The 25,876-nt window shown below is 71.9% G+C and carries 30 protein-coding genes; 17 read left to right on the top strand and 13 right to left on the bottom strand.

Translation table 11 applies throughout. From position 1 onward, the window contains the following. Window positions 1-11: 11 nt before the first annotated feature. The 3 genes from IE142_RS05455 to IE142_RS05445 all read left to right on the top strand — a co-directional run bounded on the left by IE142_RS05455 (window position 12) and on the right by IE142_RS05445 (window position 3,302). Window positions 12-1,457 carry a glycine hydroxymethyltransferase gene (locus IE142_RS05455; RefSeq protein ID WP_191884653.1) on the top strand — a complete coding sequence of 482 codons (1,446 nt, stop codon included), beginning with the start codon at window positions 12-14 and terminating at the stop codon, window positions 1,455-1,457. Between the two features lie 48 nt (window positions 1,458-1,505). Then, entirely contained in the window at window positions 1,506-2,525 is a 1,020-nt protein-coding gene (trpS, locus tag IE142_RS05450; protein WP_078949379.1) for a tryptophan--tRNA ligase, read from the top strand. Between the two features lie 198 nt (window positions 2,526-2,723). Next, the gene (locus IE142_RS05445) at window positions 2,724-3,302 is read left to right on the top strand and encodes a 2'-5' RNA ligase family protein (RefSeq protein WP_100046864.1); all 579 of its coding nucleotides are present in this window, start codon (window positions 2,724-2,726) and stop codon (window positions 3,300-3,302) included. Between the two features lie 10 nt (window positions 3,303-3,312). Here the strand turns inward: IE142_RS05445 and dprE2 are convergent, their stop codons facing one another. Together dprE2 and dprE1 are read right to left on the bottom strand one after the other, a co-directional pair. After that, window positions 3,313-4,068 (bottom strand): decaprenylphospho-beta-D-erythro-pentofuranosid-2-ulose 2-reductase, encoded by a 756-nt coding sequence (gene dprE2 / locus IE142_RS05440; RefSeq protein WP_191884652.1) that lies wholly within the window; start codon window positions 4,066-4,068, stop codon window positions 3,313-3,315. 19 nt (window positions 4,069-4,087) lie between these two features. Further along, window positions 4,088-5,479, bottom strand: a complete 1,392-nt coding sequence (gene dprE1, locus IE142_RS05435; RefSeq protein ID WP_191885044.1) for a decaprenylphosphoryl-beta-D-ribose oxidase — start codon at window positions 5,477-5,479, stop codon at window positions 4,088-4,090. A 133-nt stretch (window positions 5,480-5,612) separates the two neighbouring features. On the opposite strand from dprE1, the gene IE142_RS05430 reads away from it, so the two are divergent. Genes IE142_RS05430 through IE142_RS05415 form a run of 4 tightly spaced genes read left to right on the top strand, consistent with a single transcriptional unit; the run spans window position 5,613 to window position 8,464 of the window. Further along, on the top strand, window positions 5,613-6,119 hold the full coding sequence (locus IE142_RS05430) for a phosphatase PAP2 family protein (RefSeq protein WP_100046867.1): 507 nt from the start codon (window positions 5,613-5,615) through the stop codon (window positions 6,117-6,119). Continuing rightward, window positions 6,112-7,062 (top strand): decaprenyl-phosphate phosphoribosyltransferase, encoded by a 951-nt coding sequence (locus tag IE142_RS05425; protein WP_191884651.1) that lies wholly within the window; start codon window positions 6,112-6,114, stop codon window positions 7,060-7,062. Before IE142_RS05430 ends, IE142_RS05425 begins: the two co-directional genes overlap by 8 nt. Then, a complete protein-coding gene (locus IE142_RS05420) occupies window positions 7,056-7,541 on the top strand; it encodes a GtrA family protein (RefSeq protein ID WP_191884650.1) in 486 nt (161 codons plus the stop codon). Before IE142_RS05425 ends, IE142_RS05420 begins: the two co-directional genes overlap by 7 nt. Then, the gene (locus tag IE142_RS05415) at window positions 7,529-8,464 is read left to right on the top strand and encodes a YihY/virulence factor BrkB family protein (RefSeq protein ID WP_229830169.1); all 936 of its coding nucleotides are present in this window, start codon (window positions 7,529-7,531) and stop codon (window positions 8,462-8,464) included. The genes IE142_RS05420 and IE142_RS05415 overlap by 13 nt, the downstream gene beginning before the upstream one ends. Here IE142_RS05415 and IE142_RS05410 read toward each other — a convergent pair. Further along, window positions 8,412-9,692, bottom strand: a complete 1,281-nt coding sequence (locus IE142_RS05410) for a D-alanyl-D-alanine carboxypeptidase family protein (RefSeq protein ID WP_191884648.1) — start codon at window positions 9,690-9,692, stop codon at window positions 8,412-8,414. The two genes, IE142_RS05415 and IE142_RS05410, sit on opposite strands and share 53 nt — an antisense overlap. A gap of 690 nt (window positions 9,693-10,382) precedes the next feature. On the opposite strand from IE142_RS05410, the gene IE142_RS05405 reads away from it, so the two are divergent. Then, window positions 10,383-10,589: a hypothetical protein gene (locus tag IE142_RS05405; RefSeq protein ID WP_191884647.1), complete on the top strand. Its 207-nt coding sequence runs from the start codon at window positions 10,383-10,385 to the stop codon at window positions 10,587-10,589. Between the two features lie 467 nt (window positions 10,590-11,056). On the opposite strand, the gene IE142_RS05400 is transcribed toward IE142_RS05405, so the two are convergent. Next, on the bottom strand, window positions 11,057-11,302 hold the full coding sequence (locus IE142_RS05400; protein ID WP_043380788.1) for an SCO4848 family membrane protein: 246 nt from the start codon (window positions 11,300-11,302) through the stop codon (window positions 11,057-11,059). Window positions 11,303-11,454: 152 nt separating this feature from the next. Between IE142_RS05400 and IE142_RS05395 the strand changes: the two genes are divergently transcribed. Then, window positions 11,455-12,807, top strand: a complete 1,353-nt coding sequence (locus IE142_RS05395; protein ID WP_191884646.1) for a metallophosphoesterase — start codon at window positions 11,455-11,457, stop codon at window positions 12,805-12,807. Here the strand turns inward: IE142_RS05395 and IE142_RS05390 are convergent. From IE142_RS05390 to IE142_RS05375, 4 genes are all read right to left on the bottom strand, one after another. Then, entirely contained in the window at window positions 12,798-13,559 is a 762-nt protein-coding gene (locus tag IE142_RS05390; protein ID WP_191884645.1) for a TetR/AcrR family transcriptional regulator, read from the bottom strand. The two genes, IE142_RS05395 and IE142_RS05390, sit on opposite strands and share 10 nt — an antisense overlap. Before the next feature lie 11 nt (window positions 13,560-13,570). After that, a complete protein-coding gene (locus tag IE142_RS05385) occupies window positions 13,571-14,056 on the bottom strand; it encodes a thiol-disulfide oxidoreductase DCC family protein (protein WP_191884644.1) in 486 nt (161 codons plus the stop codon). A 4-nt stretch (window positions 14,057-14,060) separates the two neighbouring features. After that, window positions 14,061-14,468, bottom strand: coding sequence for a hypothetical protein (locus tag IE142_RS05380; protein WP_191884643.1), 408 nt, complete (start codon window positions 14,466-14,468; stop codon window positions 14,061-14,063). Between the two features lie 94 nt (window positions 14,469-14,562). Next, window positions 14,563-14,973, bottom strand: coding sequence for a VOC family protein (locus tag IE142_RS05375; RefSeq protein ID WP_043380779.1), 411 nt, complete (start codon window positions 14,971-14,973; stop codon window positions 14,563-14,565). Window positions 14,974-15,141: 168 nt separating this feature from the next. Here IE142_RS05375 and IE142_RS05370 point away from each other — a divergent pair, with 168 nt between their 5' ends. The 3 genes from IE142_RS05370 to IE142_RS05360 all read left to right on the top strand — a co-directional run bounded on the left by IE142_RS05370 (window position 15,142) and on the right by IE142_RS05360 (window position 16,529). After that, window positions 15,142-15,597 (top strand): TM2 domain-containing protein, encoded by a 456-nt coding sequence (locus tag IE142_RS05370; RefSeq protein WP_191884642.1) that lies wholly within the window; start codon window positions 15,142-15,144, stop codon window positions 15,595-15,597. After that, on the top strand, window positions 15,590-16,018 hold the full coding sequence (locus IE142_RS05365; RefSeq protein WP_191884641.1) for a DUF2752 domain-containing protein: 429 nt from the start codon (window positions 15,590-15,592) through the stop codon (window positions 16,016-16,018). Before IE142_RS05370 ends, IE142_RS05365 begins: the two co-directional genes overlap by 8 nt. A 241-nt stretch (window positions 16,019-16,259) precedes the next feature. Continuing rightward, window positions 16,260-16,529 carry a TM2 domain-containing protein gene (locus IE142_RS05360; protein WP_043380773.1) on the top strand — a complete coding sequence of 90 codons (270 nt, stop codon included), beginning with the start codon at window positions 16,260-16,262 and terminating at the stop codon, window positions 16,527-16,529. A gap of 82 nt (window positions 16,530-16,611) precedes the next feature. On the opposite strand, the gene IE142_RS05355 is transcribed toward IE142_RS05360, so the two are convergent. From IE142_RS05355 to IE142_RS05335, 5 genes are all read right to left on the bottom strand, one after another. Next, window positions 16,612-17,385, bottom strand: coding sequence for a succinate dehydrogenase iron-sulfur subunit (locus IE142_RS05355; RefSeq protein ID WP_043380772.1), 774 nt, complete (start codon window positions 17,383-17,385; stop codon window positions 16,612-16,614). Continuing rightward, window positions 17,385-19,139 (bottom strand): succinate dehydrogenase flavoprotein subunit, encoded by a 1,755-nt coding sequence (gene sdhA / locus IE142_RS05350; RefSeq protein ID WP_191884640.1) that lies wholly within the window; start codon window positions 19,137-19,139, stop codon window positions 17,385-17,387. Before sdhA ends, IE142_RS05355 begins: the two co-directional genes overlap by 1 nt. A gap of 19 nt (window positions 19,140-19,158) precedes the next feature. Next, window positions 19,159-19,647, bottom strand: coding sequence for a succinate dehydrogenase hydrophobic membrane anchor subunit (locus tag IE142_RS05345; protein WP_191884639.1), 489 nt, complete (start codon window positions 19,645-19,647; stop codon window positions 19,159-19,161). Window positions 19,648-19,652: 5 nt separating this feature from the next. Then, window positions 19,653-20,033: a succinate dehydrogenase, cytochrome b556 subunit gene (gene sdhC / locus IE142_RS05340; RefSeq protein ID WP_043380764.1), complete on the bottom strand. Its 381-nt coding sequence runs from the start codon at window positions 20,031-20,033 to the stop codon at window positions 19,653-19,655. Window positions 20,034-20,295: 262 nt separating this feature from the next. After that, window positions 20,296-20,790 (bottom strand): 2-oxo-4-hydroxy-4-carboxy-5-ureidoimidazoline decarboxylase, encoded by a 495-nt coding sequence (locus tag IE142_RS05335; protein WP_191884638.1) that lies wholly within the window; start codon window positions 20,788-20,790, stop codon window positions 20,296-20,298. 281 nt (window positions 20,791-21,071) lie between these two features. Between IE142_RS05335 and IE142_RS05330 the strand changes: the two genes are divergently transcribed. The 5 genes from IE142_RS05330 to IE142_RS05310 all read left to right on the top strand — a co-directional run bounded on the left by IE142_RS05330 (window position 21,072) and on the right by IE142_RS05310 (window position 25,870). Continuing rightward, window positions 21,072-22,631, top strand: a complete 1,560-nt coding sequence (locus IE142_RS05330; protein WP_191884637.1) for a beta-N-acetylhexosaminidase — start codon at window positions 21,072-21,074, stop codon at window positions 22,629-22,631. A gap of 170 nt (window positions 22,632-22,801) precedes the next feature. Continuing rightward, complete coding sequence (locus IE142_RS05325) at window positions 22,802-23,371, top strand: hypothetical protein (protein ID WP_191884636.1); 570 nt, start codon at window positions 22,802-22,804, stop codon at window positions 23,369-23,371. An 86-nt stretch (window positions 23,372-23,457) separates the two neighbouring features. Further along, complete coding sequence (locus IE142_RS05320) at window positions 23,458-24,024, top strand: hypothetical protein (protein ID WP_191884635.1); 567 nt, start codon at window positions 23,458-23,460, stop codon at window positions 24,022-24,024. Window positions 24,025-24,689: 665 nt separating this feature from the next. Beyond that, window positions 24,690-25,097, top strand: a complete 408-nt coding sequence (locus tag IE142_RS05315) for a hypothetical protein (protein ID WP_191884634.1) — start codon at window positions 24,690-24,692, stop codon at window positions 25,095-25,097. Window positions 25,098-25,252: 155 nt separating this feature from the next. Next, on the top strand, window positions 25,253-25,870 hold the full coding sequence (locus tag IE142_RS05310) for an RNA polymerase sigma factor (protein ID WP_191884633.1): 618 nt from the start codon (window positions 25,253-25,255) through the stop codon (window positions 25,868-25,870). Window positions 25,871-25,876: the final 6 nt, after the last annotated feature.

Raw genomic sequence — 25,876 nt, 5'->3', positions numbered from 1 at the left:
CGGAGGTCCCCATGTCAGCAGAGCTGTCCCCCGAGTCCACCGCCTACCGAGCCGCGCTCGACGTCATCCGCACCGTCGAGCCCCGCGTCGCCGACGCGATCGGCCAGGAGGTCGCCGACCAGCGCGAGATGCTCAAGCTGATCGCCTCCGAGAACTACGCCTCCCCGGCGACGCTGCTGACCATGGGCAACTGGTTCAGCGACAAGTATGCCGAGGGCACCGTCGGCCGCCGCTTCTACGCCGGCTGCCGCAACGTCGACACCGTCGAGTCCCTGGCCGCCGAGCACGCCCGCGAGTTGTTCGGCGCCCGCCACGCCTACGTCCAGCCGCACTCCGGCATCGACGCCAACCTCGTCGCCTTCTGGGCCGTCCTCGCCGACCGAGTGGAGGCGCCCTTCCTCCAGAGGACCGGCGTCCGCCAGATCAACGACCTGACCGAGGCCGACTGGGCCGAGCTGCGCCAGGCCTTCGGCAACCAGCGGATGCTCGGCATGTCCCTGGACGCCGGCGGCCACCTCACCCACGGCTTCCGCCCGAACATCTCCGGCAAGATGTTCGACCAGCGCTCCTACGGCACCGACCCGGCCACCGGCCTCATCGACTACGAGGCCCTGCGCGCCCAGGCCCGCGAGTTCAAGCCGCTGATCATCGTCGCCGGCTACTCGGCGTACCCGCGCCTGGTGAACTTCCGGATCATGCGCGAGATCGCCGACGAGGTCGGCGCCACCCTCATGGTCGACATGGCCCACTTCGCGGGCCTCGTCGCGGGCAAGGTCCTCACCGGCGACTTCGACCCGGTCCCGCACGCCCAGATCGTGACGACCACCACCCACAAGTCCCTGCGCGGCCCGCGCGGCGGCATGGTGCTGTGCGACGACTCCCTCAAGGACCAGGTCGACCGCGGCTGCCCGATGGTGCTCGGCGGCCCGCTCCCGCACGTCATGGCCGCCAAGGCCGTCGCCCTCGCCGAGGCCCGTCGGCCCGCCTTCCAGGACTACGCCCGGCGCATCGTCGACAACGCCCGCGCGCTGGCCGAGGGCCTGATGAAGCGCGGCGCCACCCTGGTCACCGGCGGCACCGACAACCACCTGAACCTGATCGACGTGGCCTCCTCCTACGGCCTCACCGGCCGTCAGGCCGAGGCCGCCCTCCTCGACTCCGGCATCGTCACCAACCGCAACGCCATCCCCGCCGACCCGAACGGCGCCTGGTACACCTCCGGCATCCGCATCGGCACCCCCGCGCTCACCACGCGCGGCCTGGGCACGGCGGAGATGGACGAGGTCGCGGGCCTGATCGACCGCGTCCTGACCACCACGGAGCCGGGCACCACCAAGTCGGGCGCCCCGTCGAAGGCCTCCCACGTCCTGGACGAGAAGGTGGCCCAGGAGATCGCCCAGCGCGCGACGGACCTGGTGAAGGGCTTCCCCCTGTACCCGGAGATCGACCTCGGCTGACGGTCGCCGACCGGGGGGAACGAGTCTGCGGCGGAACCTGAGACAATGATGGGCATGGCCTCTGAACGTCCCCGCGTGCTCTCCGGTATCCAGCCGACCTCCGGCTCGTTCCACCTCGGCAACTACCTCGGTGCCGTACGCCAGTGGGTCGACATGCAGGACACCCACGACGCCTTCTACATGGTCGTCGACCTGCACGCGATCACGGTCCCGCAGGCTCCCGAGGAGCTGCGCGAGAACACCCGCGTAGCCGTCGCGCAGCTCCTCGCCGCCGGTCTCGACCCGGACCGGTGCACGCTGTTCGTGCAGAGCCACGTCCCCGAGCACGCCCAGCTCGGCTGGCTGATGAACTGCATCACCGGCTTCGGCGAGGCGTCCCGGATGACGCAGTTCAAGGACAAGTCCGCCAAGCAGGGCAACGACCGCACCACCGTCGGCCTCTTCACGTACCCGATGCTGATGGTCGCCGACATCCTGCTCTACCAGGCCGACCAGGTCCCCGTCGGCGAGGACCAGCGCCAGCACCTGGAGCTGACCCGCGACCTCGCCGACCGGTTCAACCAGACCTACGGCGACACCTTCACCGTCCCGAGCGCGTACATCCTCAAGGAGACGGCGAAGATCTACGACCTCCAGGACCCGACCGCCAAGATGAGCAAGTCGGCGGCCACCCCCAAGGGCCTGATCAACCTCCTGGACGAGCCGAAGACCACCGCGAAGAAGGTCAAGAGCGCGGTCACCGACACCGACACCGTGATCCGCTTCGACCGCGAGCACAAGCCCGGCGTCAGCAACCTGCTGACGATCTACTCGACGCTCACCGGCACGACGGTCCCCGAGCTGGAGCAGAAGTACGAGGGCAAGGGCTACGGCGCGCTGAAGACGGACCTCGCCGAGATCGTCACCGACTTCGTCACGCCCTTCCGGGACCGCACCCGGCAGTACCTGGACGACCCGGAGACCCTCGACTCGATCCTCGCCAAGGGCGCGGAGAAGGCGCGCTCCGTCGCCGCGGAGACCCTCGCCCGGGCGTACGACGGGCTCGGCTTCCTGCCCGCCAAGCACTGACCGCGGCGCCACCCCGGAGCCGCCCCCGGCGCTGATCACAGCACCCGCGGGCCCGTCCCGTGCGCCCCGGCACGCCGCCGTAGCGCTGCACATCACTCCGGTTGCGCCTGCCCCGGGCACGGTCGTGGCCGTACAGTCGATAACCGGGTGTCCGACACAGCGACACTCAACGAGTGACGCGTAACGACAGGAGACGACGTGGGGACCGTAACGATCGGCGTGTCGATCGCGGTCCCGGAGCCACACGGCAGCAAGCTCCAGCAGCTGCGCGCGGGCTTCGGCGACGCGGCCGCTCACGGCATCCCCACGCATGTCACCCTGCTGCCGCCGACCGAGGTCGACGGCGGTGCGCTGCCGTCGATCGAGGCGCACCTCGCCGAGGTCGCGGCGCGCGGCAGGCCCTTCCCGATGCGCCTGTCCGGCACCGGCACCTTCCGCCCGCTCTCGCCCGTGGTCTACGTCCAGGTGGTCGAGGGCGGCGCGGCCTGCTCGTGGCTGCAGAAACGGATCCGCGACGCCTCCGGCCCGGTGCCACGCGAACTGCAGTTCCCGTACCACCCGCACGTCACCGTGGCCCACGGCATCGACGAGGCGGCGATGGACCGCGCCTACGAGGAACTGTCCGACTACGAGGCCCAGTGGCCCTGCACCGGCTTCGCGCTCTACGAGCAGGGCGCCGACGGGGTGTGGCGCAAGCTGCGGGAGTTCCCGTTCGGCAGCGCCACCGTGCCCCCGCAGGCGGGCCGCGTCGAACGCGACTCCCTGCCCACCCGCTGAACCGGGGCCCTCACACCGGCAGCCGCCGGAACACCCCCCGCGGGAGGTGCCGCAGCGCCGACATCACCACGCGCAGCGCGCCCGGCACCCACACCGTCTCCGAGCGCCGCCGCAGCCCCAGCTCGATGGCCGTGGCCACCGCCTCGGGCGTCGTGGCGAGCGGCGCCTCCTCCATGCCCTCGGTCATCCGCGACCGCACGAACCCGGGGCGTACGACCATGACGTGCACGCCGGTGCCGTGCAGCGCGTCGCCGAGGCCCTGTGCGAAGGCGTCCAGGCCGGCCTTGCTGGAGCCGTAGATGAAGTTGGCGCGGCGGGCCCGCTCGCCGGCCACCGAGGAGAGCACCACCAGTGAGCCGTGGCCCTGGGCCTGCAGCGCGCGGGCGCTGATCAGGCCCGCCGAGACGGCGCCGGTGTAGTTCGTCTGCGCCACCCGCACGGCGTTCAGCGGCTCCCGCTCGTCGTGCGCCTGGTCGCCCAGGACGCCGAAGGCGAGCAGCACCATGTCGATGTCGCCCTCGGCGAAGACCTTGCCGAGCGCCGCCTCGTGGGACTCGGGGTCCAGCGCGTCGAAGGCGACGGTGCGTACCTCGGCGCCGAGATCGAGCAGCTGCCGCGCGGACCGGTCCAGGGCGGGGGAGGGGCGGCCGGCCAGCCACACCGTGCGGGTGCGGCGGGCGACCAGGCGGCGCGCGGTGGCGAGCCCGATCTCGGACGTACCGCCGAGGACGAGTAGGGACTGGGGGATGCCGAAGGCGTCCTTCACGACAGCTCCTGAAGATTGCTCAGAGATGGAGACGGCGGGCCAGGTCGGACACGAACACCCCGCGCGGGTCCAGCTCCGCGCGCAGCGCGCGGAAGTCGGTCAGGCGCGGGTACATCGCGTCGAGCAGTTCGGGCCGCAGCCGGGAGTCCTTGGCGAGGTAGACCCGACCGCCGGCCTGTGCGACCTCCTCGTCCAGGCCGTCGAGGAAGGCCCCGAGGCCCGGCAGGCCCGCCGGGACGTCCAGGGCGAGGGTCCAGCCGGGCACGGGGAAGGAGAGCCAGCCCGGGTCGGCTTCGCCGAAGCGCTTGAGGACGGCCAGGAAGGAGGGGCAGCGGTGCTCCGAGATGCGCCGCACGATCCGGCGCAGGGCGTCCGCCCGGTCGTGGCCGACGACGAACTGGTACTGCACGAAGCCGCCGCGGCCGTAGACGCGGTTCCAGTGGGGGACGCCGTCCAGGGGGTGGAAGAAGGTGGAGATCCGCTGCAGGCGGCCCCGGCTGACGCGGGGCGCCTTGCGGTACCAGAGTTCGTTGAACAGGCCCACCGTCGTCCGGCTCAGCAGGCCGTCCGGCACGAGGTCGGGGGCGGCCGGGAGACGGGAGGTGCGGAAGGCCAGCGGGTCCCGCCGCGCGCGCGAGCGCTCGGGGAGCGCGTCCAGCGGGGCGTGGTCGCCGCGGGTGAGGACCGCGCGGCCGGTCCGCGCGCCGCGCGCGAGGAGGTCGATCCAGGCGACCGAGTAGCGGTAGCGGTGGTCCGTGGCCGTCAGGCGGGCCATCAGGTCGTCGAGGTCGGCGGCGCGCTCGGTGTCGACCGACATCAGCGCCGTCTCGACCGGCTGGAGCCGCACGGTCGCGGTGAGGATCACGCCGGTCAGGCCCATGCCCCCGGCGGTCGCGTCGAACAGCGGTGTGCCCCGGTCCACGGTGCGGACCCGGCCGTCGGCGGTGAGCAGCTCGAACGAGAGCACGTGCCGCGCGAAGGACCCCGACACGTGGTGGTTCTTGCCGTGGATGTCGGCGCCGATCGCTCCGCCGACCGTCACGTAGCGGGTGCCGGGCGTCACCGGCACGAACCAGCCGAGCGGCAGCAGCACCTCCATCAGCCGGTGCAGGGAGACCCCCGCGTCGCACAGCACGGTGCCGCCGTCGGCGTCGATGGCGTGGACGCGGTCCAGGCCCGTCATGTCGAGCACGGCTCCGCCCGCGTTCTGCGCCGCGTCCCCGTACGCCCGCCCCAGGCCCCGCGCGATGCCGCCGCGGACCCCGCACTCCCGGACGGCGTCGGCGGCCTCCTGGTACGTGCGGGGGCGGATCAGCCGGGCGGCGGTGGGCGCGGTACGGCCCCAGCCGGTGACGGGACCCCATGTCGTGCCGGAGTCTCCTTCGGCGGCGGGAACGGTGTCGGCGGACATGCGGGCGACCGTACCGCCCTTGTACGGGGGATCAGTCATGGAACATCCGGCTCATCCCCGAAACGGGTGATTAATGGTATGTCGCTCGATCACGCCGGACTTCCCGCGCCGTGGGCGTGAACAGTGAGTCCACATGGACGACCTCGACATGGACCACCGGATCGTGACGGCGCTCAGAGCCTGCGGCACGGACCCGCGCGTGGCCGGTGCCGCGCGTGCCCTGTCCTGGGCCGGGGAGCACGGGGCGCTGTGGCTGGCGGCGGGCCTCGCCGGAGCCGCCGTGGACGGCCCGCGGCGCGGTGCCTGGCTGCGCGGCACCGCCCTCACCGCGGGCGCGCACGTCGTCAGCATGGGCGTGAAGCGGGTCGTGCGCCGTCCGCGCCCCGCGCACATCGTGCCCCTGGTGCGCACCGCCGGCCGGCACTCCTTCCCCAGCTCCCACGCCACCTCGGCCGCCGCGGCCGCCGTCGCCTTCGGCGCGCTCGGCGTGCACGCCGTCTGGCCGCTCGCCGCCGCGGTGTGCGTCTCCCGGCTGGTCGTCGGCGTGCACTACCCCTCGGACGTCGCGGCGGGCGCGGCCCTGGGCGCGCTCACGGCCCGGCTCGGCGCCGACTGGATGCGCGGAGGTCCCCGTGACTGACGCCGCCGTACTGCGGCAACGCGCCCCGGAACAGCAGCCCGAGTCCGCGCCGCCCGGCCGCAAGGGGTTCCTGGCCGGCCTGCTCAGGACCGCACGCCCCCGCCAGTGGGTCAAGAACGTCCTGGTCGTCGCAGCCCCGGCCGCCGCCGGCGAGCTGTTCGCCCCGAACGTCCTGACCCGGCTGGCCCTGGTCTTCGTCCTGTTCACCGCCTGCGCCGCCGCCGTCTACCTGGTCAACGACGCGCGCGACGCCGAGGCCGACCGCGCCCACCCGGTCAAGCGGCACCGCCCGGTGGCCGCCGGACAGGTTCCGGTGCCGGTCGCGTACGTCGTCGGGGGCGCCCTGGGCGTCCTCGCGCCCCTCGTCGCGGCGTGGCTGTGCCCGCCCGTGGTCGCCGCGCTGCTGACCGCCTACCTCGCCATGCAACTGGCGTACTGCATCAGCCTCAAGCAGGTCCTGGTCGTCGACCTCGCCGTCGTCACCACCGGCTTCCTGATGCGGGCGATGATCGGCGGACTCGCGCTCGGCATCCCGCTGTCGCGCTGGTTCCTCATCACGACCGGCTTCGGCGCGCTGTTCATGGTCTCCGCCAAGCGCTACTCGGAGGCCGTCCAGATGGCCGGGAAGGCGGGCGCCACCCGCGCGCTGCTCACCGAGTACACCACCGGCTACCTCCGCTTCGTCTGGCAGCTCGCGGCCGGCGTCGCCGTCCTCGGCTACTGCCTGTGGGCCATGGAGGAGGGCGGCGTGCCGCACACCAGCGTGCTGCCCTGGCGCCAGCTGTCGATGGTCGCCTTCATCCTCGCCGTCCTGCGCTACGCCGTCTTCGCCGACCGCGGCACCGCGGGCGAACCCGAGGACGTCGTCCTGCGGGACCGGGCGCTCGCCCTGATCGGCGTGGTGTGGGTGGCGATGTACGCCCTGGCGGTGGCCAATTGGTAGACGGCACCGCCAAGGGAACACGGCGCGAGGTGATCGGCTTCGCCGTCGCCGGGCTCCTCGCCTACGCCGTCGACCTCACCCTCTTCACGGTCCTGCGCGGCCCGGCGGGCCTCGACCCGCTCACCGCCAAGGCCCTTTCCTTCGTCGCCGGCTGTTCCGTGGCGTACGCGGGCAACGCGTTCGGCACTTACCGGCACACCCGTCCCCGGGGCTTGCGCCCGTACGCCGTCTTCTTCGCGGTGAACGCCGCCGGAGCCGCCGTACAACTGCTGTGCCTGGCCGTCAGCCACTACGGCCTCGGCCTCACCTCGCAGCGCGCCGACACGATCTCCGGCGCCGGAATCGGCATGGTCCTGGCCACGATCCTGCGTTTCTGGGGCACAAGGACACTGGTCTTCCGCACCGGGGCCGGAACCGGTGGCACGGCGGGATCATGGACCGGGACGGGTGGGGGCAGGGTCGGATCATGGACTGGCTGAAGAAGCTCCCCGTCGTCGGGCCGTGGGCGACGCGGCTGATGACCACGCACGCGTGGCGCTCCTACGAGCGACTGGACCGGGTGAAGTGGACGCGCCTGGCGGCCGCGATGACCTTCACCAGCTTCGTCGCGCTCTTCCCGCTTCTCAGCCTGGCCGCGGCGGTCGCCGCCGCCACGCTCAGCAAGGACCGGCAGAACGAGCTCCAGGACAAGATCGCCGAGCAGGTCCCCGGCATCTCCGACCAGCTGAACATCCAGGGCCTGATCGACAACGCCGGCACCGTCGGCCTCATCGCCGGTGCCCTGCTGCTGTTCACCGGCATCGGCTGGGTCGACGCCACCCGGGGCTGCCTGCGCGCCGTCTGGGAACTGCCCGACGAGGAGGAGAACCCCCTCCTGCACCGGGCCAAGGACGGGGGCGTCCTCGTCGGTCTGGGCGGCGCGCTCCTGGTCACCGTCGCCATCTCCACGGTCGCCTCGGCGCTGGTCGGCTGGATCGTCCGGCAACTCGGCCTCGACGGCGGCTTCGGCAGCGTGCTCCTCTACGTCGCGGCGTTCGCCGTCGCCGTGCTCGCCGACTTCCTGCTGCTCCTGTACGTGCTCACCCTGCTTCCCGGCGTCCAGCCCGCGCGCCGCCGCCTGGTGGTGGCCGCGCTGATCGGCGCGATCGGCTTCGAACTGCTGAAGCTGCTGCTGAGCGGCTACATGCAGGGCGTCGCCGCGAAGAGCATGTACGGCGCCTTCGGTGTTCCCGTCGCCCTGCTCCTGTGGATCAACTTCACCTCGAAGCTGGTGCTGTTCTGCGCCGCCTGGACGGCGACGGGGAGCAAGGAGCGGGAAATCGGGGAGGAGGAGAGCGGCGAGCAGGGCCTCACGGGCGCGTCCGACGACGGACCAGGTCCGGCAGCGGCCACCTCCGGTTGATCAGCCACGCCCCGCCCGCGAGCAGCACCAGCACCCCGGCGGTGATGCCGGCCGCGACGCCGACGCCTCCGGAGCCGCCCGCGGCCGGGGCGACCGCCACCGGCTGCGGGCCCGCCGTGCCCTCGCCGGCGCCGCCCGCCTCCCCAGAGGGGCCGGCGCCCGGCTGGGGGCTTGCCCGCGCGGCGCTCCTCGGCGGGACCAGCTCACCCACCGGCTTCACCTTGCCGGCCGCCTTGAAGCCCCAGTCGAAGAGGCGGGCGGTCTCCTTGTAGACCTCGTTGTGCTCGTCCTTCGCCGGGTTCATCACCGTGACGAGCAGGACCTTGCCGCCCTGTTCGGCGACGCCCGTGAAGGTGTAGCCCGCGTTGGTGGTGTAGCCGTTCTTCACGCCAGCGATGCCCGGGTAGACCTCCACGTCGGAGTCGCCGGCCAGCAGGCGGTTGGTGTTCTGGATCTCGAAGGGCGTGCGGGACGTCTTGCCCTTCTCGTCCTTCTTCGTCTCGCCGGGGAACTCGGTGCGGACCGTCGAGGCGTACTCGCGGAAGTCCTTCTTCTGAAGCCCGGAACGGGCGAACAGCGTCAGGTCGTACGCGGAGGAGACCTGGCCCGGCGCGTCGTAGCCGTCGGGGGTGACCACGGTCGTGTCCAGGGCCTGCAGTTCCTCGGCGTGCGCGTTCATCTCCGCGACGGTCTGCTTCGCTCCGCCGTTCATCGCGGACAGCACGTGCACGGCGTCGTTGCCCGAGCGCAGGAAGACGCCGAGCCACAGGTCGTGGACGGTGTAGGTCTCCTCCTCCTTCACACCGACCATGCTTGAGCCCGCCCCGATGCCCGCCAGGTCGGCCCGGGTGACCTTGTGCTCGGTGGTCTTCGGCCACTTCGGCAGCAGCGTGTCGGCGAAGAGCATCTTCAGCGTGCTCGCCGGGGCCAGCCGCCAGTGCGCGTTGTGTGCGGCGAGCACGTCGCCGGACTCGGCGTCGGCCACGATCCACGAGCGGGCGGTGAGGTCCTTCGGCAGCACGGGCGCCCCACCCGCCAGATCCACCTGTGTCCCCGGCTGCCCGAGCCGTGCGCCGCCCACCGTCGACATCTTGGCGGGCGGGGTGGCCGAGGGGCTCGCCGAGGGGCTCGGGGCGGCCGACGCCGCGGGGGAGAGGACGGCGAGGGCGGTCAGGGCGGCGGAGGTGACCGACAGGGCTCGCCTGACGGTCTTCTTGGGTGCGGGCACGAACGAGAACGTACCTCCCCGCACCGGCGCGGTCCCACCCCCCTCCCCACCACGCGCCCGGAACCGGACACCAGGCGGCGACCCGGTGACCCAGACGCGGAACGAGCGGCATCTTTCCGCCCGGATACGCGAGTTGACTTCTGGAATCCGGGTCACCCGAATGACGTCCGATCGCCGCTGGGCCGACGCGGTACGCCTACGGCCAGAGGCCCGCCGCGTGCAACGGGAGAGCGGTGAGATTCCAGGGCCGCATGTATGTCCACGAAGTGCCGTGGCCGAATCGTCGTGACCCCATGGCCGCCGTCCGGCTGGATTCCTGATCCGTGAATCCCGTGGCTGTCACCGTGTGTCGGTAACACGCGTGCTGCGCGGTTCAGGCGGGCGGCTCTCCGGCGCCGTCGACCGTGCTCTGCTGTGGGTCCGCGGCAGGCTTCCCGGGGCCCGGAGGCAGCAGGAGGGCGGGGCGGCGGCGGTGGAACCCGCGAAGACGGACCGACTCGATCACCTGGCACAACGGCTTCACACGCGGTCCGTCCGTCGTGGCCGCCGCGCATGACGCCGCTGGATCGACCTGCACCGCCTCGGGGACGCGGCCGGCACCGACAGGCTCGCCAGGAGAACTTTTCGCGGCCCCCGCACCGGGCCACGGCAACTGATCATCCACACTAAGCAAGGACCACAGGGAGCGTCATGAAGATCGCCTGGTTCGCCTGGCTGGCGAGGCACTTCGGTGAATACGGCTACGACGACGGACCGTTGCGCGCCGCGATCGGCACGGGCGCCGTGCTGGTGACCGCCGCGCTGCTCTGGTTCACACTGCACCGCAACCGGCCGGCCGCCGTGGTCGCCACCGGCCTCACCTGCGCCCTGGGCATCGGGTGGCTGGCCTTCCACTGAGAGGACGTTCATGACGGCCGCCGTCGTCGTCGGTTCCGGGCCGAACGACCGCTCCTCGACCTCGAGGTACTGCACGACATCCGCGCGGCCGTCCACCCCATGGCGCCGGTGTCCGCGTTCATGCGGTCGCTCGGCCTGTGGAGGCGCACGGCGTCCCGCTGCTGCACCCTCGAACTGCACGGGCGGCGACATCGCCTCCGGCGCGATGACCCGGTGGCGGACTCTGGCGCGCCCCGTGCCCCGCTGGAACCTCTACCGGACGCCTCTGCCCGGCACGCGGCTGTGTTCCTCGGCGACTCCGCCGGGTCCCTCGGTCCACGGCACGTGCGGGTACCACGCGGCCCGGGCGGCGTTGGCCGCCTGGCCGGAGGCGGCACGGTCCGCTGCCGTCCGGCTCGGTCGGGGCGATCGCACGCTCGAGGGATGACGGCTTCCGCGACTTCCGGAACCGGCCGGGCCGCGCACCGTCAACCCTGGCCCTTTTTCCTGTACGCACGCACGCCGCGGAAACCGATCACTCCAATGGCTGTGCCTAGGATGAACGATGTGACAGCCAAGGCCAGGTGTACCCACAGATACGCGGTGGGACTGCCGTCCTCGAACGCCAGACCGCTGGCGTCCTGGAACAAGTTCTTCACGAAGGTCGCCCAGATCACCCAAGACCAGGCACCGAAGGCGAGCAGAAACCAAGAGACGGGGCGGCTGAGCTTCACGGGGAGTGGTCCTTCGCTGCGGGAATCCGTGCGCTGCCAGTATCCGACTGGCTGTCCTGCATCCTGGTAACGGGGTTCGACTGCGCGCACTGCGCCGAACGTCCATGGGCGTCGCTGACGTCGGGACGTCATTACTGAGGGGATACGACGGCATGGTGGTCGTCTTCGCGCTCGTCGCGCTGGCCGTGGTGAGCGTGGTGGTCGCGGCGAACTGGTACGTGTGGCGGCGGCTGTTCCGCGACACGACCCGGGGACCCGGCGCGGTGCGCCGCATCGGTGCGGTGGTGATCGCCGGCGGGTGGGCGCTGGCGGTGTGCGCGCTGGTCGCCGAGCGCGCGGGGGCACCGTTCTGGCTCCAGCGCGTCCTGGCATGGCCCGGCTTCCTGTGGCTGGCGCTGTCGATCTACCTGCTGCTGGCGGTACTGGCGGGCGAGGTCGTACGCCCGCTGCTGCGGCGGATGCTGGAGCGCCGGGCGGCCGCGCGGCAGGCGGAGGCGGCGGTGGAACCGCTGATGTCCCCGCCCGCCGACACGGAGCGCATACCGGCCGGAACGGCCCCGTCCAAGCCGCCTAGGGCGCCCGACGCACCGGGGTCCTCCGGGGCCGCCGGTGGAACCGCTGAGCCCCCGGCCTCCGACGCCACCACACCCGGCGCCACGCCCGAGAACCCCCTCGCCCTCCCCTCCCGCCGCCTCTTCGTCTCCCGTGTCGTCGCCGGTGCCGCCGCCGCGGCGGCCGTCGGGACGGTCGGCTACGGGACGTACGGCGTCCTGAACGGCCCGAGCGTCAAGCGGGTCACCGTTCCGCTGGCGAAGCTCCCGCGCGCGGCGCACGGCTTCCGCATCGCCGTGGTCAGCGACATCCACCTCGGTCCGGTGCTCGGCCGGGGCTTCGCGCAGAAGGTCGTGGACACGATCAACTCCACGCAGCCCGACCTGATCGCCGTCGTCGGCGACCTGGTGGACGGCAGCGTGAAGGACCTCGGCCCGGCGGCGGCCCCGCTGGCCGGGCTGAGGGCCCGCCACGGTGCGTTCTTCGTCACCGGCAACCACGAGTACTTCTCCGGCGCCGAGCAGTGGGTCGCCGAGGTGCGGCGGCTCGGCCTGATCCCGCTGGAGAACGCCCGCACCGAGCTGCCCCACTTCGACCTCGCCGGGGTCAACGACATCTCGGGCGAGGGCGAGGGCCAGGGCCCCGACTACGCCAAGGCCCTCGGAGACCGGGACCGGGCCCGCGCCTGCGTGCTGCTCGCCCACCAGCCGGTGCAGATCCACGACGCCGTCGATCACGGCGTCGACCTCCAGCTCTCCGGCCACACCCACGGCGGCCAGCTCTGGCCCGGCAACCTCATCGCGGGCGCCGCCAATCCGACGCTGGCGGGCCTGGAGCGCTACAGCGACACCCAGTTGTACGTCAGCCGGGGCGCGGGCGCCTGGGGGCCGCCCACGCGGGTCGGGGCGGAGTCGGACATCACGGTGATCGAGCTGGCGTCCCGTCAGGCCTGACCGGCGCCGTCCTTCGCCGGCGCCGGCTTCTTCGCGGGGTCCGGCAGCGCCTTCGTCATCCCCGGCAGGAAGTCCGTGAACAGCTCGTGCACCTCGCGCACCAGCGGGCGCAGCACCCGGAACCGGGCCAGCGCGACGCCCCGCGCGGTGAGCCGGGCGCCGCGCTCGGCGAGCCGGTAGCTGCGCTCGCGGTCCTCGGTGCGGTCGAAGATCCAGTACAGGACGAGACCCATCTGCGAGAGCCACATCAGCTCGGGCAGGATGTCGCGCAGGTCCTCGGGCACCTTGGTCCTCGCACCGGCGAGCACCGAGCGGTGGAGGCTGATGGCCTCCTCGCGCGCGTGCTCCGACTCCGGGGAGAAGGGGCTCAGCGGGCTGTCGGGGTCGGCGGCGTTCTTGAAGAACTGCACCGCGAACTCGTGGTACGGCGTCGCGATGTCCAGCCAGACCTTCAGCACGCCCGCCAGCCGCGCCTCCAGGTCGCTCTCGCGGGCCAGGACCTCACGGACCGCCGCCTGGTGCTCGGCGGCGATCCGGTCGTAGAAGCCCTGGATCAGGTGCTCCTTGCCGGCGAAGTAGTAGTAGGCGTTGCCGACGGACACCCCGGCCTCCTGGGCGATGGCCCGCATCGTCGTCCGGTCGTAGCCGCGTTCCTGGAACAGCCGCATGGCCGTCTCCAGGATCAGCGCGCGGGTCTGCTCGGACTTGCTGGGGTGGGCGCCGTCGTGGGGGCCGTCGTTCTTCGCGGGCACGGGACCAGAGCCTAGTCAGTGGCACAGGTGCCGTCGGCACAGCCTCGTCCGGCGTACCGCCAGCCGAGGCGCGGCTCGTAGACCCACCCGTCGGTACGGCGGTACCCGTCGCCGCCCCACCGCTGCTGTCCGCCCCGCCATTTCGCGGCGGCGAGGACGGCTCCCCGGGCCAGCGCCGCCCCGGTGGGCGTGCTGAGCCGGTGGGCGAGCGCGCGGTGCTCGCGCAGGGCCCACAGGACGACGACCCAGGCGGCGGCGCCCCGGTAGACCTGACCGGCGTCGCCGACGGCGGTGACCTCGTCGAGGGTGGCCGCGTGGTCGAGGCCGGGACAGCGCCGGCGGGCCTCGTCCGACCCGGCCGGGACCAGGTCCAGCGGGACCAGTCGCGGCTGCCGCAGCAGCCAGTCCCGCACGTGGGTGCACAGGGAGCACTCGGCGTCGTAGAGGACGGTGAGCCGGCGCACGGGGGCGCCGGCCGTCCCGCGGGCGTGGGCCATCGGCTCAGGCCCCGGCCGTCGGGGCCACCCAGCCCTGCGGCGGGACCGGCGGCACCTGCTCCCGCTCCATCATTCCGCGCCGCCGGATCTTGTTGAGCACGTACACGTTGCCCAGGTGCATCACACCGAGCACCAGCAGCACCACGCCCAGCTTGGTCGACAGGGCCTCGAAGATGCCGCGGGTGTCGGCGATGGTCTCGTCGCCGCTCAGGTAGAGGGCGACGAAACCGAGGTTCACCAGGTAGAAACCGACCACCAGGAGGTGGTTGACGGCGTCGGCGAGCTTCTCGTTGCCGTGCAGCACGTCGGCGAGGAAGACCCGGCCGTTGCGGCTGAGCGTGCGGGCCACCCAGACGGTCAGACCGATGCTGACGGCCAGGTAGATGACGTAGGCGATGACGGTGCGGTCCATGCCCCACCCCTTCTTGAACGCGTTCAAAACGCTGACAGGGCTGACTGTAGACCTGCTTTTGAACACGTTCAACTCAACGGGCGAGTGGCCCGCGTCACGGCCGCCGGCCGAGCTCCGGCCGCTTGCTGTAGTCCGTGAGGCCGATGACGTTCCCCCACGGGTCGGCGAACTCGACGGTCCAGCCGGTGGCGACGGGGAACGGCTCGTCGAGCGGTGGCACCCCGGCGTCGCGCAGCTCGCGGGCCGCCTTGCGGGCGTCCGTCACCTCCAGCCACACCCGCGCGGAGGGCCACATCGGCGGCTGGCGCCCGAACTCCTCCTCGAGGCGCAGCAGGAGGCCCGGCGTCTCGACCCCCACCTTCAGCAGCGCGATCCCGGCCTCGTCCAGCCGGTAGGCGACCGGGAAGCCGGCCCGCTCGTAGAAGTCGACGGCCACGCCGAGGTCCCCGACAGGCAGCAGCACGTTGTCGAAACCGAGCAGTTCGTACGACTCATGATCTGACATAACGTCACATTAGGTGTGCGCAGAGTGAAGTGGGCGCAATGGACGGCGGGGTGGCGGCGGGGTCACTCGTTGGGGCGGACCGGTACTCCCGGGGCCCGACTTCTCTTTGTTCGTACAGTCCTGCAATATGACCGACAGTTTTCCGCAACGTCCAGGAGTGACACCACTGTGAGCGAGCAGCCGCAGCAGCCGTCCCAGCCGCCCGGTTACGGCTACCCGAACCAGGCCTCCGGCCCGACCGGCCCGACCGGCCAGGCCGGTCCCTACGGCTACCCGCAGGGTGGCTACCAGCAACAGCCTCCCGGCGGCTACCAGCAGCCCGCCGGCGGTTACCAGACCCCCTATCAGCAGGCGCCCGGGTACTACGCCGGCGACCCCAACGCGGCCTACGGGTACGACCCCTACGGGCGCCCGTACTCCGACAAGTCCAAGATCGTCGCCGGCGTCCTCCAGCTCTTCCTCGGCACTTTCGGCATAGGCCGCTTCTACGTCGGCAACGTCGGCATGGGCATAGCCCAGCTCCTCACCTGCGGCGGGCTCGGATTCTGGGCGCTGATCGACGGCATCATGTACCTCGTCAGCAACGACCGCACGGACGCCCAGGGGCGGATCCTGCGTGGCTGACGCGGCCCGTTCGGTACCGTCCGAGGGGCGGCGCCCGTCACGGCATCCCGCGGCGGCGCCCCTCGCGGTGCTCGCCGCGGGCGTCGCCGGTGCCGGTTACCTGTGGTTCACCGACCCGCACGAGCCCGGCCACCTCCTGCCCCAGTGCCCCTTCCGGTACGTCACCGGACTGCTCTGTCCGGCCTGTGGCGGCACCCGCATGGCATACGACCTGATGCACGGTCACTTCGCCGCGGCCTGGCTGGACAACCGCGCCCTGCTGCTCGCCGCGCCGTTCGCGCTGGCGCTGTGGGGCCGCTGGACCGTGGAGGGCCTGCGCGGGCGCTTCTACCGGCCCCGGATCGCCCCGTGGGTCCAGGTGCTGGTCCTGCTGGCGGCGGTGGCGTGGACGGTGGTGCGCAACTTCGTCCGGGGCGCGTAGGCGGCACGGGCGCCCATCGGCGACCACCGGCCGCCGGTCGAATGATCACGGAATGGGAACGTTCGATCGAATCCACTCCCGCTCGCCCCACCACCCTCTCTATGCTCCTCACGCACAGGGGGGACGTCCACGGCGCTACGTGGGCCGCCGTGCACACTCCGTGCGCGATCAGCGGTGCTCCTTCCTGAGCCGCCGGGTGGCCATCCGCCCCGGCCCGTTCCCACCTCCCAGGAGCACCACCATGACCGTCCCCCCGAACACCGCCGCCGCTCCCTACGGCTACGACCCGCAGGGCCGCCCGTACTCCGACAAGTCGAAGATCGTCGCCGGCCTCCTCCAGATCTTCCTGGGCACCCTGGGCATCGGCCGCTTCTACGTCGGTTCCGTCGGTGTCGGCGTCGCGCAGCTGCTCACCTGCGGCGGCCTCGGCTTCTGGGCGCTGATAGACGGCGTGATGTTCCTGGTCAGCAACGACCGCACCGACAAGGAGGGCCGCGTGCTGCGCGGCTGACGCCGCCTCACCGCTCCGCAGTACGGCCGAGGGCCCCGATCGACGTGATCGGGGCCCTCGGCCGTACTGCGGAGCGCGCGGGTCAGAAGCGGCGCGTGATGAGCGCCCGCTTCACCTCCGCGATCGCCTTGGTGACCTCGATACCGCGCGGGCAGGCGTCCGTGCAGTTGAAGGTCGTACGGCAGCGCCAGACGCCGTCGCGGTCGTTGAGGATCTCCAGCCGCTGCTCGCCGGCCTCGTCACGCGAGTCGAAGATGAAGCGGTGGGCGTTGACGATCGCGGCCGGGCCGAAGTACTGGCCGTCGTTCCAGAACACCGGGCACGAGGACGTGCAGGCGGCGCACAGGATGCACTTGGTCGTGTCGTCGAAGCGCTCGCGGTCCTCCGCGGACTGAAGGCGCTCGCGCGTCGGCTCGTTGGTGTCCTTCGTGATCAGGAAGGGCATCACGTCCCGGTACGCCTGGAAGAACGGCTCCATGTCGACGACCAGGTCCTTGAGGACCGTCAGGCCCTTTATGGGCTCGACCGTGATCGGCTTCTCGGGGCTGATGTCCTTGATCAGCGTCTTGCAGGCGAGGCGGTTCGTGCCGTTGATCCGCATGGCGTCCGACCCGCAGATGCCGTGCGCGCAGGAACGGCGGAAGGTGAGGCTTCCGTCCAGGTCCCATTTGATCTTGTGCAGCGCGTCGAGGACACGCTCCTTCGGGTCGATCTCCAGCTGGAAGTCCTCCCAGGTGGCCTCGGCCGAGACCTCCGGGTTGAACCGCCGGACGCGGAAGGTGACCGTGATGTACGGGGAGTCGGCGAAACCGGGCTCGGGGGCCTTGTCGCTCTTCTCCATGACAGGGGTAGCCATCAGTACTTACGCTCCATCGGCTGGTAGCGGGTCTGGACGACCGGCTTGTAGTCGAGCCGGATGGACTCGGCGCCGTCGTCGCCCACCTCGCGGTACGCCATGGTGTGGCGCATGAAGTTGACGTCGTCGCGGTTGGGGAAGTCCTCGCGGTAGTGACCGCCGCGCGACTCCTTGCGGGCGAGCGCCGACACCGCCATGACCTCGGCCAGGTCGAGCAGGTTGCCCAGCTCGACGGCTTCCAGCAGGTCGGTGTTGAAGCGCCGGCCCTTGTCCTGGATCGCCACGTTCTTGTAGCGGGCGCGCAGCTCGCCGATCTTCTCGACGGCCGTCTTGATCGTCTGCTCGGTGCGGAACACCATGACGTTGGCGTCCATGCACTCCTGCAGCTCGCGGCGGAGCGTCGAGACCCGCTCGTTGCCGGTGGAGGAGCGCAGGCGCTCGATCTGCTCGACGACCAGAGACTCCGGGTTCTCCGGCAGCTCGACGAAGTCCGCCTTCTGCGCGTACTCCGCCGCCGCGATGCCGGCCCGCTTGCCGAAGACGTTGATGTCCAGCAGCGAGTTGGTGCCCAGGCGGTTGGCGCCGTGCACGGACACGCAGGCGACCTCGCCGGCCGCGTACAGGCCCGGGACGACGGTGGTGTTGTCCGCGAGGACCTCGCCCTCGACGTTGGTCGGGATGCCGCCCATGGCGTAGTGCGCGGTGGGCTGGATCGGGATCGGGTCCGTGTAGGGCTCGATGCCGAGGTAGGTCCGCGCGAACTCCGTGATGTCGGGCAGCTTGGCGTCCAGCTGCTCCGGCGGGAGGTGGGTGAGGTCCAGGTAGACGTGGTCGCCCTCGGGACCGCAGCCGCGGCCCTCGCGGATCTCGGTGTAGATGGAGCGCGAGACGACGTCACGGGACGCGAGGTCCTTCATGACCGGCGCGTACTTCTCCATGAAGCGCTCGCCGTCCTTGTTGCGGAGGATGCCGCCCTCACCGCGGGCGCCCTCCGTCAGCAGGATGCCCATGCGCCAGATGCCGGTCGGGTGGAACTGGAAGAACTCCATGTCCTCCAGCGGCAGCCCGCGCCGGTACACGGCGGCCTGGCCGTCACCGGTCAGCGTGTGCGCGTTGGACGTCACCTTGAAGAACTTACCGGTGCCGCCGGAGGCGTAGATCACGGACTTCGCCTGGAAGACGTGGATCTCGCCGGTCGCCAGCTCGTAGGCCACCACACCGGCGGACTTCCTGACGCCGTCGACCTCGGTGATCAGCTGGTCCAGGACGTAGAACTCGTTGAAGAACTCCACGCCCTCCTTGACGCAGTTCTGGTACAGCGTCTGGAGGATCATGTGGCCGGTGCGGTCGGCCGCGTAGCAGGACCGGCGGACCGGCGCCTCGCCGTGGTTGCGGGAGTGACCGCCGAAGCGGCGCTGGTCGATCGTGCCGTTCGGCGTCCGGTTGAACGGCAGACCCATCTTCTCCAGGTCGAGGACCGAGTCGATGGCCTCCTTCGCCAGGATCTCGGCGGCGTCCTGGTCGACCAGGTAGTCACCGCCCTTGACCGTGTCGAAGGTGTGCCACTCCCAGTTGTCCTCCTCCACGTTGGCCAGCGCGGCGGCCATGCCGCCCTGCGCGGCGCCCGTGTGGGAGCGGGTGGGGTAGAGCTTCGTCAGGACGGCCGTGCGGCTGCGCTTGGTCGCCTCGATGGCGGCCCGCATACCGGCGCCACCGGCGCCGACGATGACGGTGTCGTACTTGTGTACCTTCATGATTTTCGCAGCCCCGTGCCTAGCGGATGTTCGGGTCGAAGGTGAAGATCACCAGCGTGCCCAGCAGGATGGTGAACACCGTGGCGGTGTAGAGCAGGCCCTTGAGCCACAGGCGGGTGTTCGGGCGCTCCGCGTAGTCGTTGATGACCGTGCGCAGGCCGTTGGCGCCGTGCAGCATCGCGAGCCAGAGCATCAGCAGGTCCCAGACCTGCCAGAACGGCGAGGCCCAGCGGCCGGCCACGAACGCGAAGCCGATCTTGGAGACGCCGCCGTCCAGCACCAGCTGGATGAGCAGGTGGCCGATGACCAGGACGACCAGCACGACGCCGGACAGGCGCATGAAGAGCCAGGCGGCCATCTCGAAGTTGCCCCGCGTGGACTTCGGGGACTTCTTGGTCCGCTTGCGGGGCGGCTCGATCAGCGGCGCCGGGTTGTCCACGGAGTAGACGGAGGCGTCGGCGCCCTCGACGGGGCCGATGCCGGAGGCGGTGGTTTCAGTGGTCGACATGCGCGTCAGCTCCCGAACAGTTCACGAGCGGCGTGGCCGAGGACGGGGTAGATCGCCCCGAGCATCAGCACGACCCACAGGCCGACAACGGTCCAGAGCATCTGCTTCTGGTAGCGGGCGCCCTTGATCCAGAAGTCGACGGCGATGACACGCAGGCCGTTGAGCGCGTGGAACAGGATGGCGGCGACGAGGCCGTATTCCAGCAGCGCGACGATCGGCGTCTTGTACGTGGCCACGACGGTGTCGTAGGCCTCGGGGGACACACGGACGAGAGCGGTGTCCAGCACGTGGACGAACAGGAAGAAGAAAATGAGGACGCCGGTGACTCGGTGAGCCACCCAGGACCACATTCCTTCCCGGCCGCGGTACAGCGTTCCAGCCGGCACGGAAGTTTCCTCCGGGAGCGGGGATTGGGGCCGCGCCGGCTTTCCTTGTCGGTCGGGCCCGGCCGGGTACGGTCCACCGGCCCCCAGCATCGTAGCGACGGTTGCCCGCGTCGCTTACGGGGGGCCTGCTTGTGTGATCAAAGTTGCACTCAAAGGAGCAGTGGGGTGGACGCGGAGGCGGCCACCGGGGGTGATGGTTTGTCCTGTATGCCGGGCGTGGGTCGTCGGTGGCTGGTCGCGCCCCGCGGCGGAGCCGCTGATGTCACAGCCCCGCGCCCCTCAGGACGTCGGTCAGTCGCGCTCTTGCCAGGCGCCGGAGTTCGTCTGCCGCCACCTGGCGTTCCTCGTCCGGATCGTTCGCCAATCGTGACCGGATGCCCGCGAGGGCGTGGTTCACGGCCTCGTTCGCGGGCATGCCGTTCAGGCAGATGACGAACGCGTGTCCGAAACGGCTCTCGTAGGCCGCGGTCGCCGCGCTCAACGCCGTGTGGGCCGCCGCGTACGTGTCCGCCGGGAGAGGCGGGAGGCCCTCCGCCGTCAGGGCCTCCGTCAGGTCGTCCGGGGGGAGGTCGTACGACGCCTCCTCCGCGGCCGCCAGGAGGGACGGGAGGTCGGGGTAGGGGCGGTGGGAGACGAGGCGGTGGGCCCAGTGGTGGCTGTTCAGGCAGGTCAGGAGTGTGGCGACGGCTTCCTCGGCGGGCGCGGTGTTGAAGCGCTTCAGGGCTGACGGCGTGACCGGTGCGGCGCGGGTTTGCACCGGTACCGGTATGGCCACTCGGCCGGGGAGGTCTGGGAGACGGTGCACGGGCGGCGTGGGTCCTCGTGGGCGTCACGTGTGTGTCGGCAGGGGATTGTGCGAAGGAAGTGGCTTCACGTTATCGAGTGACGGCATGGCGTGTCCGTCTGATGCCCGAATTTCACCTGAACGGGAGAGTTTCAGAACATGTGGTGGACGCATGGTTCGGCTCGCGGCCCTAGGTTGGCGCTGTGAGCCAACACGGACGCCGGACGCCGGCGCACAAGGTGAGGCAGCGGGCCGTGATCGCCGGAACGGTGGTCGCTGCCCTCGGCGTGGGAGTCGGCCTCTGGGCCACCGACGGGGACGGCGGGCCCGGAACACCGGCCGCCCGCTCCCCCGAGGAGGCCGCGGCCCCCAGCCCCAGCCGCTCCTACCCACTGTCCCAGGAGCCGCGCACGATACCGGCCGTACGCGACCACACCCCGGCGCGCGGCCCGGGCTGGCGGCCGGCGAAGGACCACCGCGTGGTCGTCGCCGACGCCTCCCTCGCCGACGAGGGGCGCCTGATCGCGGGCGAGCTGGGACTGACGTACGCGGGGGAGAAGGACGACGAGCGCGCCGGGGACCTGCTGCTGGACGTCAGGCAGGACAAGGGCGCGGACCCGGAGTCGTACACCATGACCGTGCGCGACGGCCGCGTCACCGTCACCGGCCCGGCCGAGGCGGGCGTCTACTACGGCACCCGGACCCTGAAGCAGGCCGTGGCCGGCGGTGGTACCGCGCCCGAGGGCGAGGTGAAGGACGAGCCGGCCAAGGAACGGCGCGGGTTCATGCTCGACATAGCCCGCAAGCACTACGACGCCGACTGGATCAAGGACCGGATACGTGAGCTCGGCGACCTGAAGTTCAACGAGCTGGGCCTGCACTTCTCCGACGACCAGGCCTTCCGCATCGAGTCCGACTCGCACCCCGAGGTCGTCTCCGACGACCACCTGACCAAGGCCGAGGTCAAGGAGATCATCGACCTCGCCGCCTCGCGCCACATCACCGTCGTCCCCGAGGTCGACTCGCCGGGCCACCTCGGCGCCGTGATCGCCGCCCACCCCGACCTCCAGCTGCGCAACGCGCAGGGCACGCCCACGCGTGGCGCGATCGACATCTCCAAGCCGGAGGCCGCCGAGATCGTCGACGACCTGCTGAACGAGTACGCCGACCTCTTCCCCGGGTCGCAGTTCCACCTGGGTGCCGACGAGTACCAGGCGCTCGTGGTGTCCGACCCCGAGGCGTCCTACCCGAACCTGGCCGCCGCCGCCCGCGAGGCGTACGGCTCCGGCGGCACCGTCGCCGACCTCACCACCGGCTGGCTCAACGGCCGCGCCGAGACGGTCATGGCCCACGACCGCACCCCGCGCGCCTGGAACGACGGGTTCTTCAAGAACACGTCCGTCGAGCCGTTGAAAGAGATCCAGGTCGCCTACTGGACCGGCAAGGAGATCGGCGCCCGGCAGCCGGCCGAGTACCTGAGCGCGGGCCGGAAGGTCGTCAACTACAACGACGAGTTCCTCTACTACGTGCTCGGCGAGCCGCAGACCTTCGTCTACCCGACCGGCGAGCGCATCTACGAGCAGTGGACCCCGCGCGTGATCCGGGGCACGACGGCGGTCGACGCCAAGTACGACGACCAGATACTCGGCGGCAGCTTCGCGGTCTGGGGCGACATCCCGAGCGCCCAGACGCAGGCGCAGGTCGCAGACGGCATCCGGCTGCCGCTGGCGGCGACGGTCCAGAAGCTGTGGGACCCGGGCGAGCCGGAGCTGTCCTGGGCCGACTTCAAGGCGCTGGCGAACCGGCTCGACTGACCGCGCGACCGACCGCTCGGGCGGCCGCGGCCCAGGCGCTCGGGCGACCGTTTCGCCCCGGTGCCCGGCCGACAGTCCGGCGCGGGATTGTCCGATACGGCTGCGAACTCGCGTACGGCTGTGGTGGTCTTTTGACGAGCCGAAACGGACACGCCGGGGGGAGCCGGGACATGGGCTACTGGGGGTATTTCGTCGTGGGCCGCGCCGAGCGGCCCCTCACGGAGCTGGACGCGCTGTCGGGCGCCGCGGACATGACCCTGCGCCAGTCCGCGCCGGACGGCTGGCAGGTGTGGGAGTTCCCGGGCGGCGACGGGGACGTCGGGAACATGAACGACCTCGCCGGGCAGACCGGCGCGCCCGCGCTGTTCGGGTACGTCATGGACAGCGACTGCGTGGTCGTGGAAGCGGCGGCGCCCGAGAGCGGCGCGTGGACGACCTGCCTGGCGCGGTCCGCGATGGCCGGATACCTCGGCGCGGAGAAGGAGGGGCTCACCCTGGAGGACTACTTCCTCGAACCGCGAGACGCCGCCGAGCGCGCCGTCGCCTGGGCCGCCGAGGCCGGGCGCACCGCGAGCGCCGGGGAGCTGACGGAGGTGCTGTCGGCCGACCCGGGCCCCGGTCCCGAGGCGGTCTTCGAGGTCAGCCCCGAGGCCGGGGCCGCTGGTGGTGCCGCCGGTGACCCGGTGGCCGAAAAGCTCTTCTTCCGGTTCCTCGACCGGCTGGGCGTGGTGCCGCTGTGACACTCCCGGGCCGTCGCGCGCAGTAAGGGGAAGTGCGTGCTCCGTGGTCGTGAGCGGGGCGGAACGGCAGAAAAGGGAGGCACCGGATGAGCCTGGTGGAACTGATCGCGCGGGCCGACGCACGCGGACTCGCCGGGAGTGGACTGGCTTGTTTGGATCGCTGCGTCCCTCTGCTGGACGGCGGCGACGAGGTCCTGCGGCCCCTGTGGGCGGCCCTCGCCGACGACGCTCCGGCCGGGCCCGGCTGGGCGCGGGAACTGGACCGGGTGCGCGACGCACTCGCCGGTCCCGACGCGACCGGCGAGGACGAGTCCGTGGTGCTGGCCCGCCGGATGCTGGCCGCGGCGCCGGCCGAGTGCTCGGGGGCCGGGCTGAGGGCGTGGGCCGACGCCTGCTCCGCCGCCTCGCTCCGCATCCACCGGCTCCTCGACCCGGCGACGGACGCCGCCGCCCTCGGGGACGGCGTCCGCCGTGAGGACGGCGCGGAGTCGCTGTCCCCGCTCGTCGCCGCCGAACTGCGCCGCCAGCTCACCGTCCTGGACGCGCTCACCGGCAACGGCCCGGCCGGGCTGCGCCGCGCCCTGGAAATCTCCACGGAGGGCCGCCGGGTACTGCGCGCGGTGGTCTCCCGCCGCGCCCGCGGCCGCGGCTGAACACCCGCTCCACCACCGGCGCCGTCACCGACGCGGCAACCGGTCCCCGAGGGCGCGCCCACCGCGGTTCTGCGGCTGGAACCGGCGCCGGGCCTGTGGTCGGTCTGTCGGCGGGCTCGCGCGGAGACCGGCTGCCGGGCGCGCCGCCGGACCGGTCGTGGAGCCGCCGCTGCTGCCGCCCGGGCCCGCCCGCTGTCCGGGGCCGCGGCCGGTTCCACCGTCGGGGCTGCGGGTGGGCCGCTGCCGGGGGCCGCGGCTGCCTCCGCTGTCGGGTCCGCTGCTGGGATCCGTCCTGGTGTTGTCGTCGGGCCTGTCGTGCGTCCGGTGCCGGGCCTGTCGTGCGTCCGGTGCCGGGCCGGTCGCGTCCGGTGCGGAGACTGTGGTCGGTCTTTGCGGCCGAGTCCGTCGTCGGATCCGCCGCGTGGGCGGGCCCGCTGCCGGGCCTGTCCCGCACGCGCCGCACGACCTGCGGCCGTGCCCGTCACCCTCGGTCCACGGCCGGGCCCGTCCCCGCCCACCTGTGACCGTCCTGCGGGGGACGCGCGGCGACGTTGCGGGGGTCGTGGGGGAGCTGGGGCGGTCCTGCGGTGGTTGCGGAACGGGCGGCGGATTCGTGTGACGAATCGTCGCCCGGTGGCGCTCTAGCCCATGTGACGACAGCGCGTGTGACGACTGCGACCAGCGAATCGACGACCCGGCAGGAGACCCGGCCGGCGGCTGCCGCCAAGCCGGTGCGGTGGGCGGCCGACGCGGCGGCCGTGCTGCGCGAGGGCGCCCGGCTGCGCCTGGACTACTCGGCGCAGAGCCTGTGGCGCGTCGACCGGGTCATCGACGGCATCCGGCGCGAAGGAGCGCCGTACGCCGCCGTGGAGACCGTGCTGCGCGGGCTCGGCGCCTACGGCGGCGAGGTGATCGTGCGTCAGGCGGGCGGCGAGTGGTGGGCGACCGGTGGTGACCACTGGGTCCGCACTCCCGACGGCCGTCTGTGGGACCCGATCGACGAGGCCCGCCGCTGCTTCGCCGGTGACGGCTCCCTGCGGCTGCTGTGCCGCGACGCGACGGCGAGCGGATGAGATGAGGTGACGGCGGGCGGCTCCGCGCGCCCCGCCACGCGGTGAGGGGCGCGCCGGGACCGCCGCCTGTGACACTTCCGTGCGCGTCGACGCTGATGACCGTGGGGCGGGCTCAACCGGGCGCGCGAAGGACTCGGTACGGACTAGGACGGTTCTTGGGCCAGCGAGGGGAACCCCGCCGCGTACAGACGTACGACGGGGAACTGGGTGCGGCCGTCGCGCGGGCCCAGGATGGTGACGAGGCGGCCTTCGCGGTCGCCTACCGGCTCGTGCAGCCGGGCCTGTTGGGCTACCTGCGCGGGATGGTCGGGGACGACGCCGAGGACGTCGCGTCGGACGCGTGGCTGGAGATAGCCCGTGACCTGCGCCGTTTTCGAGGTGACGGGGCCGGCTTCCGGGGCTGGACGGCGACGATCGCCCGGCACCGGGCACTGGACCACCTGCGCCGCCAGAAGGCCCGTCCCCGGCCGACGGCGCTGGAACAGGACGTACTGGACCTGCCCGGCCCGCACTCCACGCACGACCAGGCGCTGGAGACGCTGTCCACGGAGGCCGCCCTCACCCTGATCTCGGGGCTGCCCCGCGACCAGGCCGAGGCGGTGCTGCTGAAGGTCGTCGTCGGCCTGGACGGGCCCGCCGCCGCGCGCGTCCTCGGCAAGCGGCCGGGCGCGGTGCGCACGGCGACGTACCGGGGGCTGAAGCGGCTGGCTCGCCAACTGGGTGCCGACGGTGTGACGGATGACGCGCCCAGGACGCTGGGGGAGTCGACATGACGGGCA

Source organism: Streptomyces mutabilis, assembly GCF_014649815.1.
GTDB classification, from domain to species: Bacteria; Actinomycetota; Actinomycetes; order Streptomycetales; family Streptomycetaceae; genus Streptomyces; species Streptomyces mutabilis.
The sequence above is the reverse complement of the archived record's forward strand: the minus strand, read 5'-3'. Positions and strand labels throughout refer to the sequence as shown.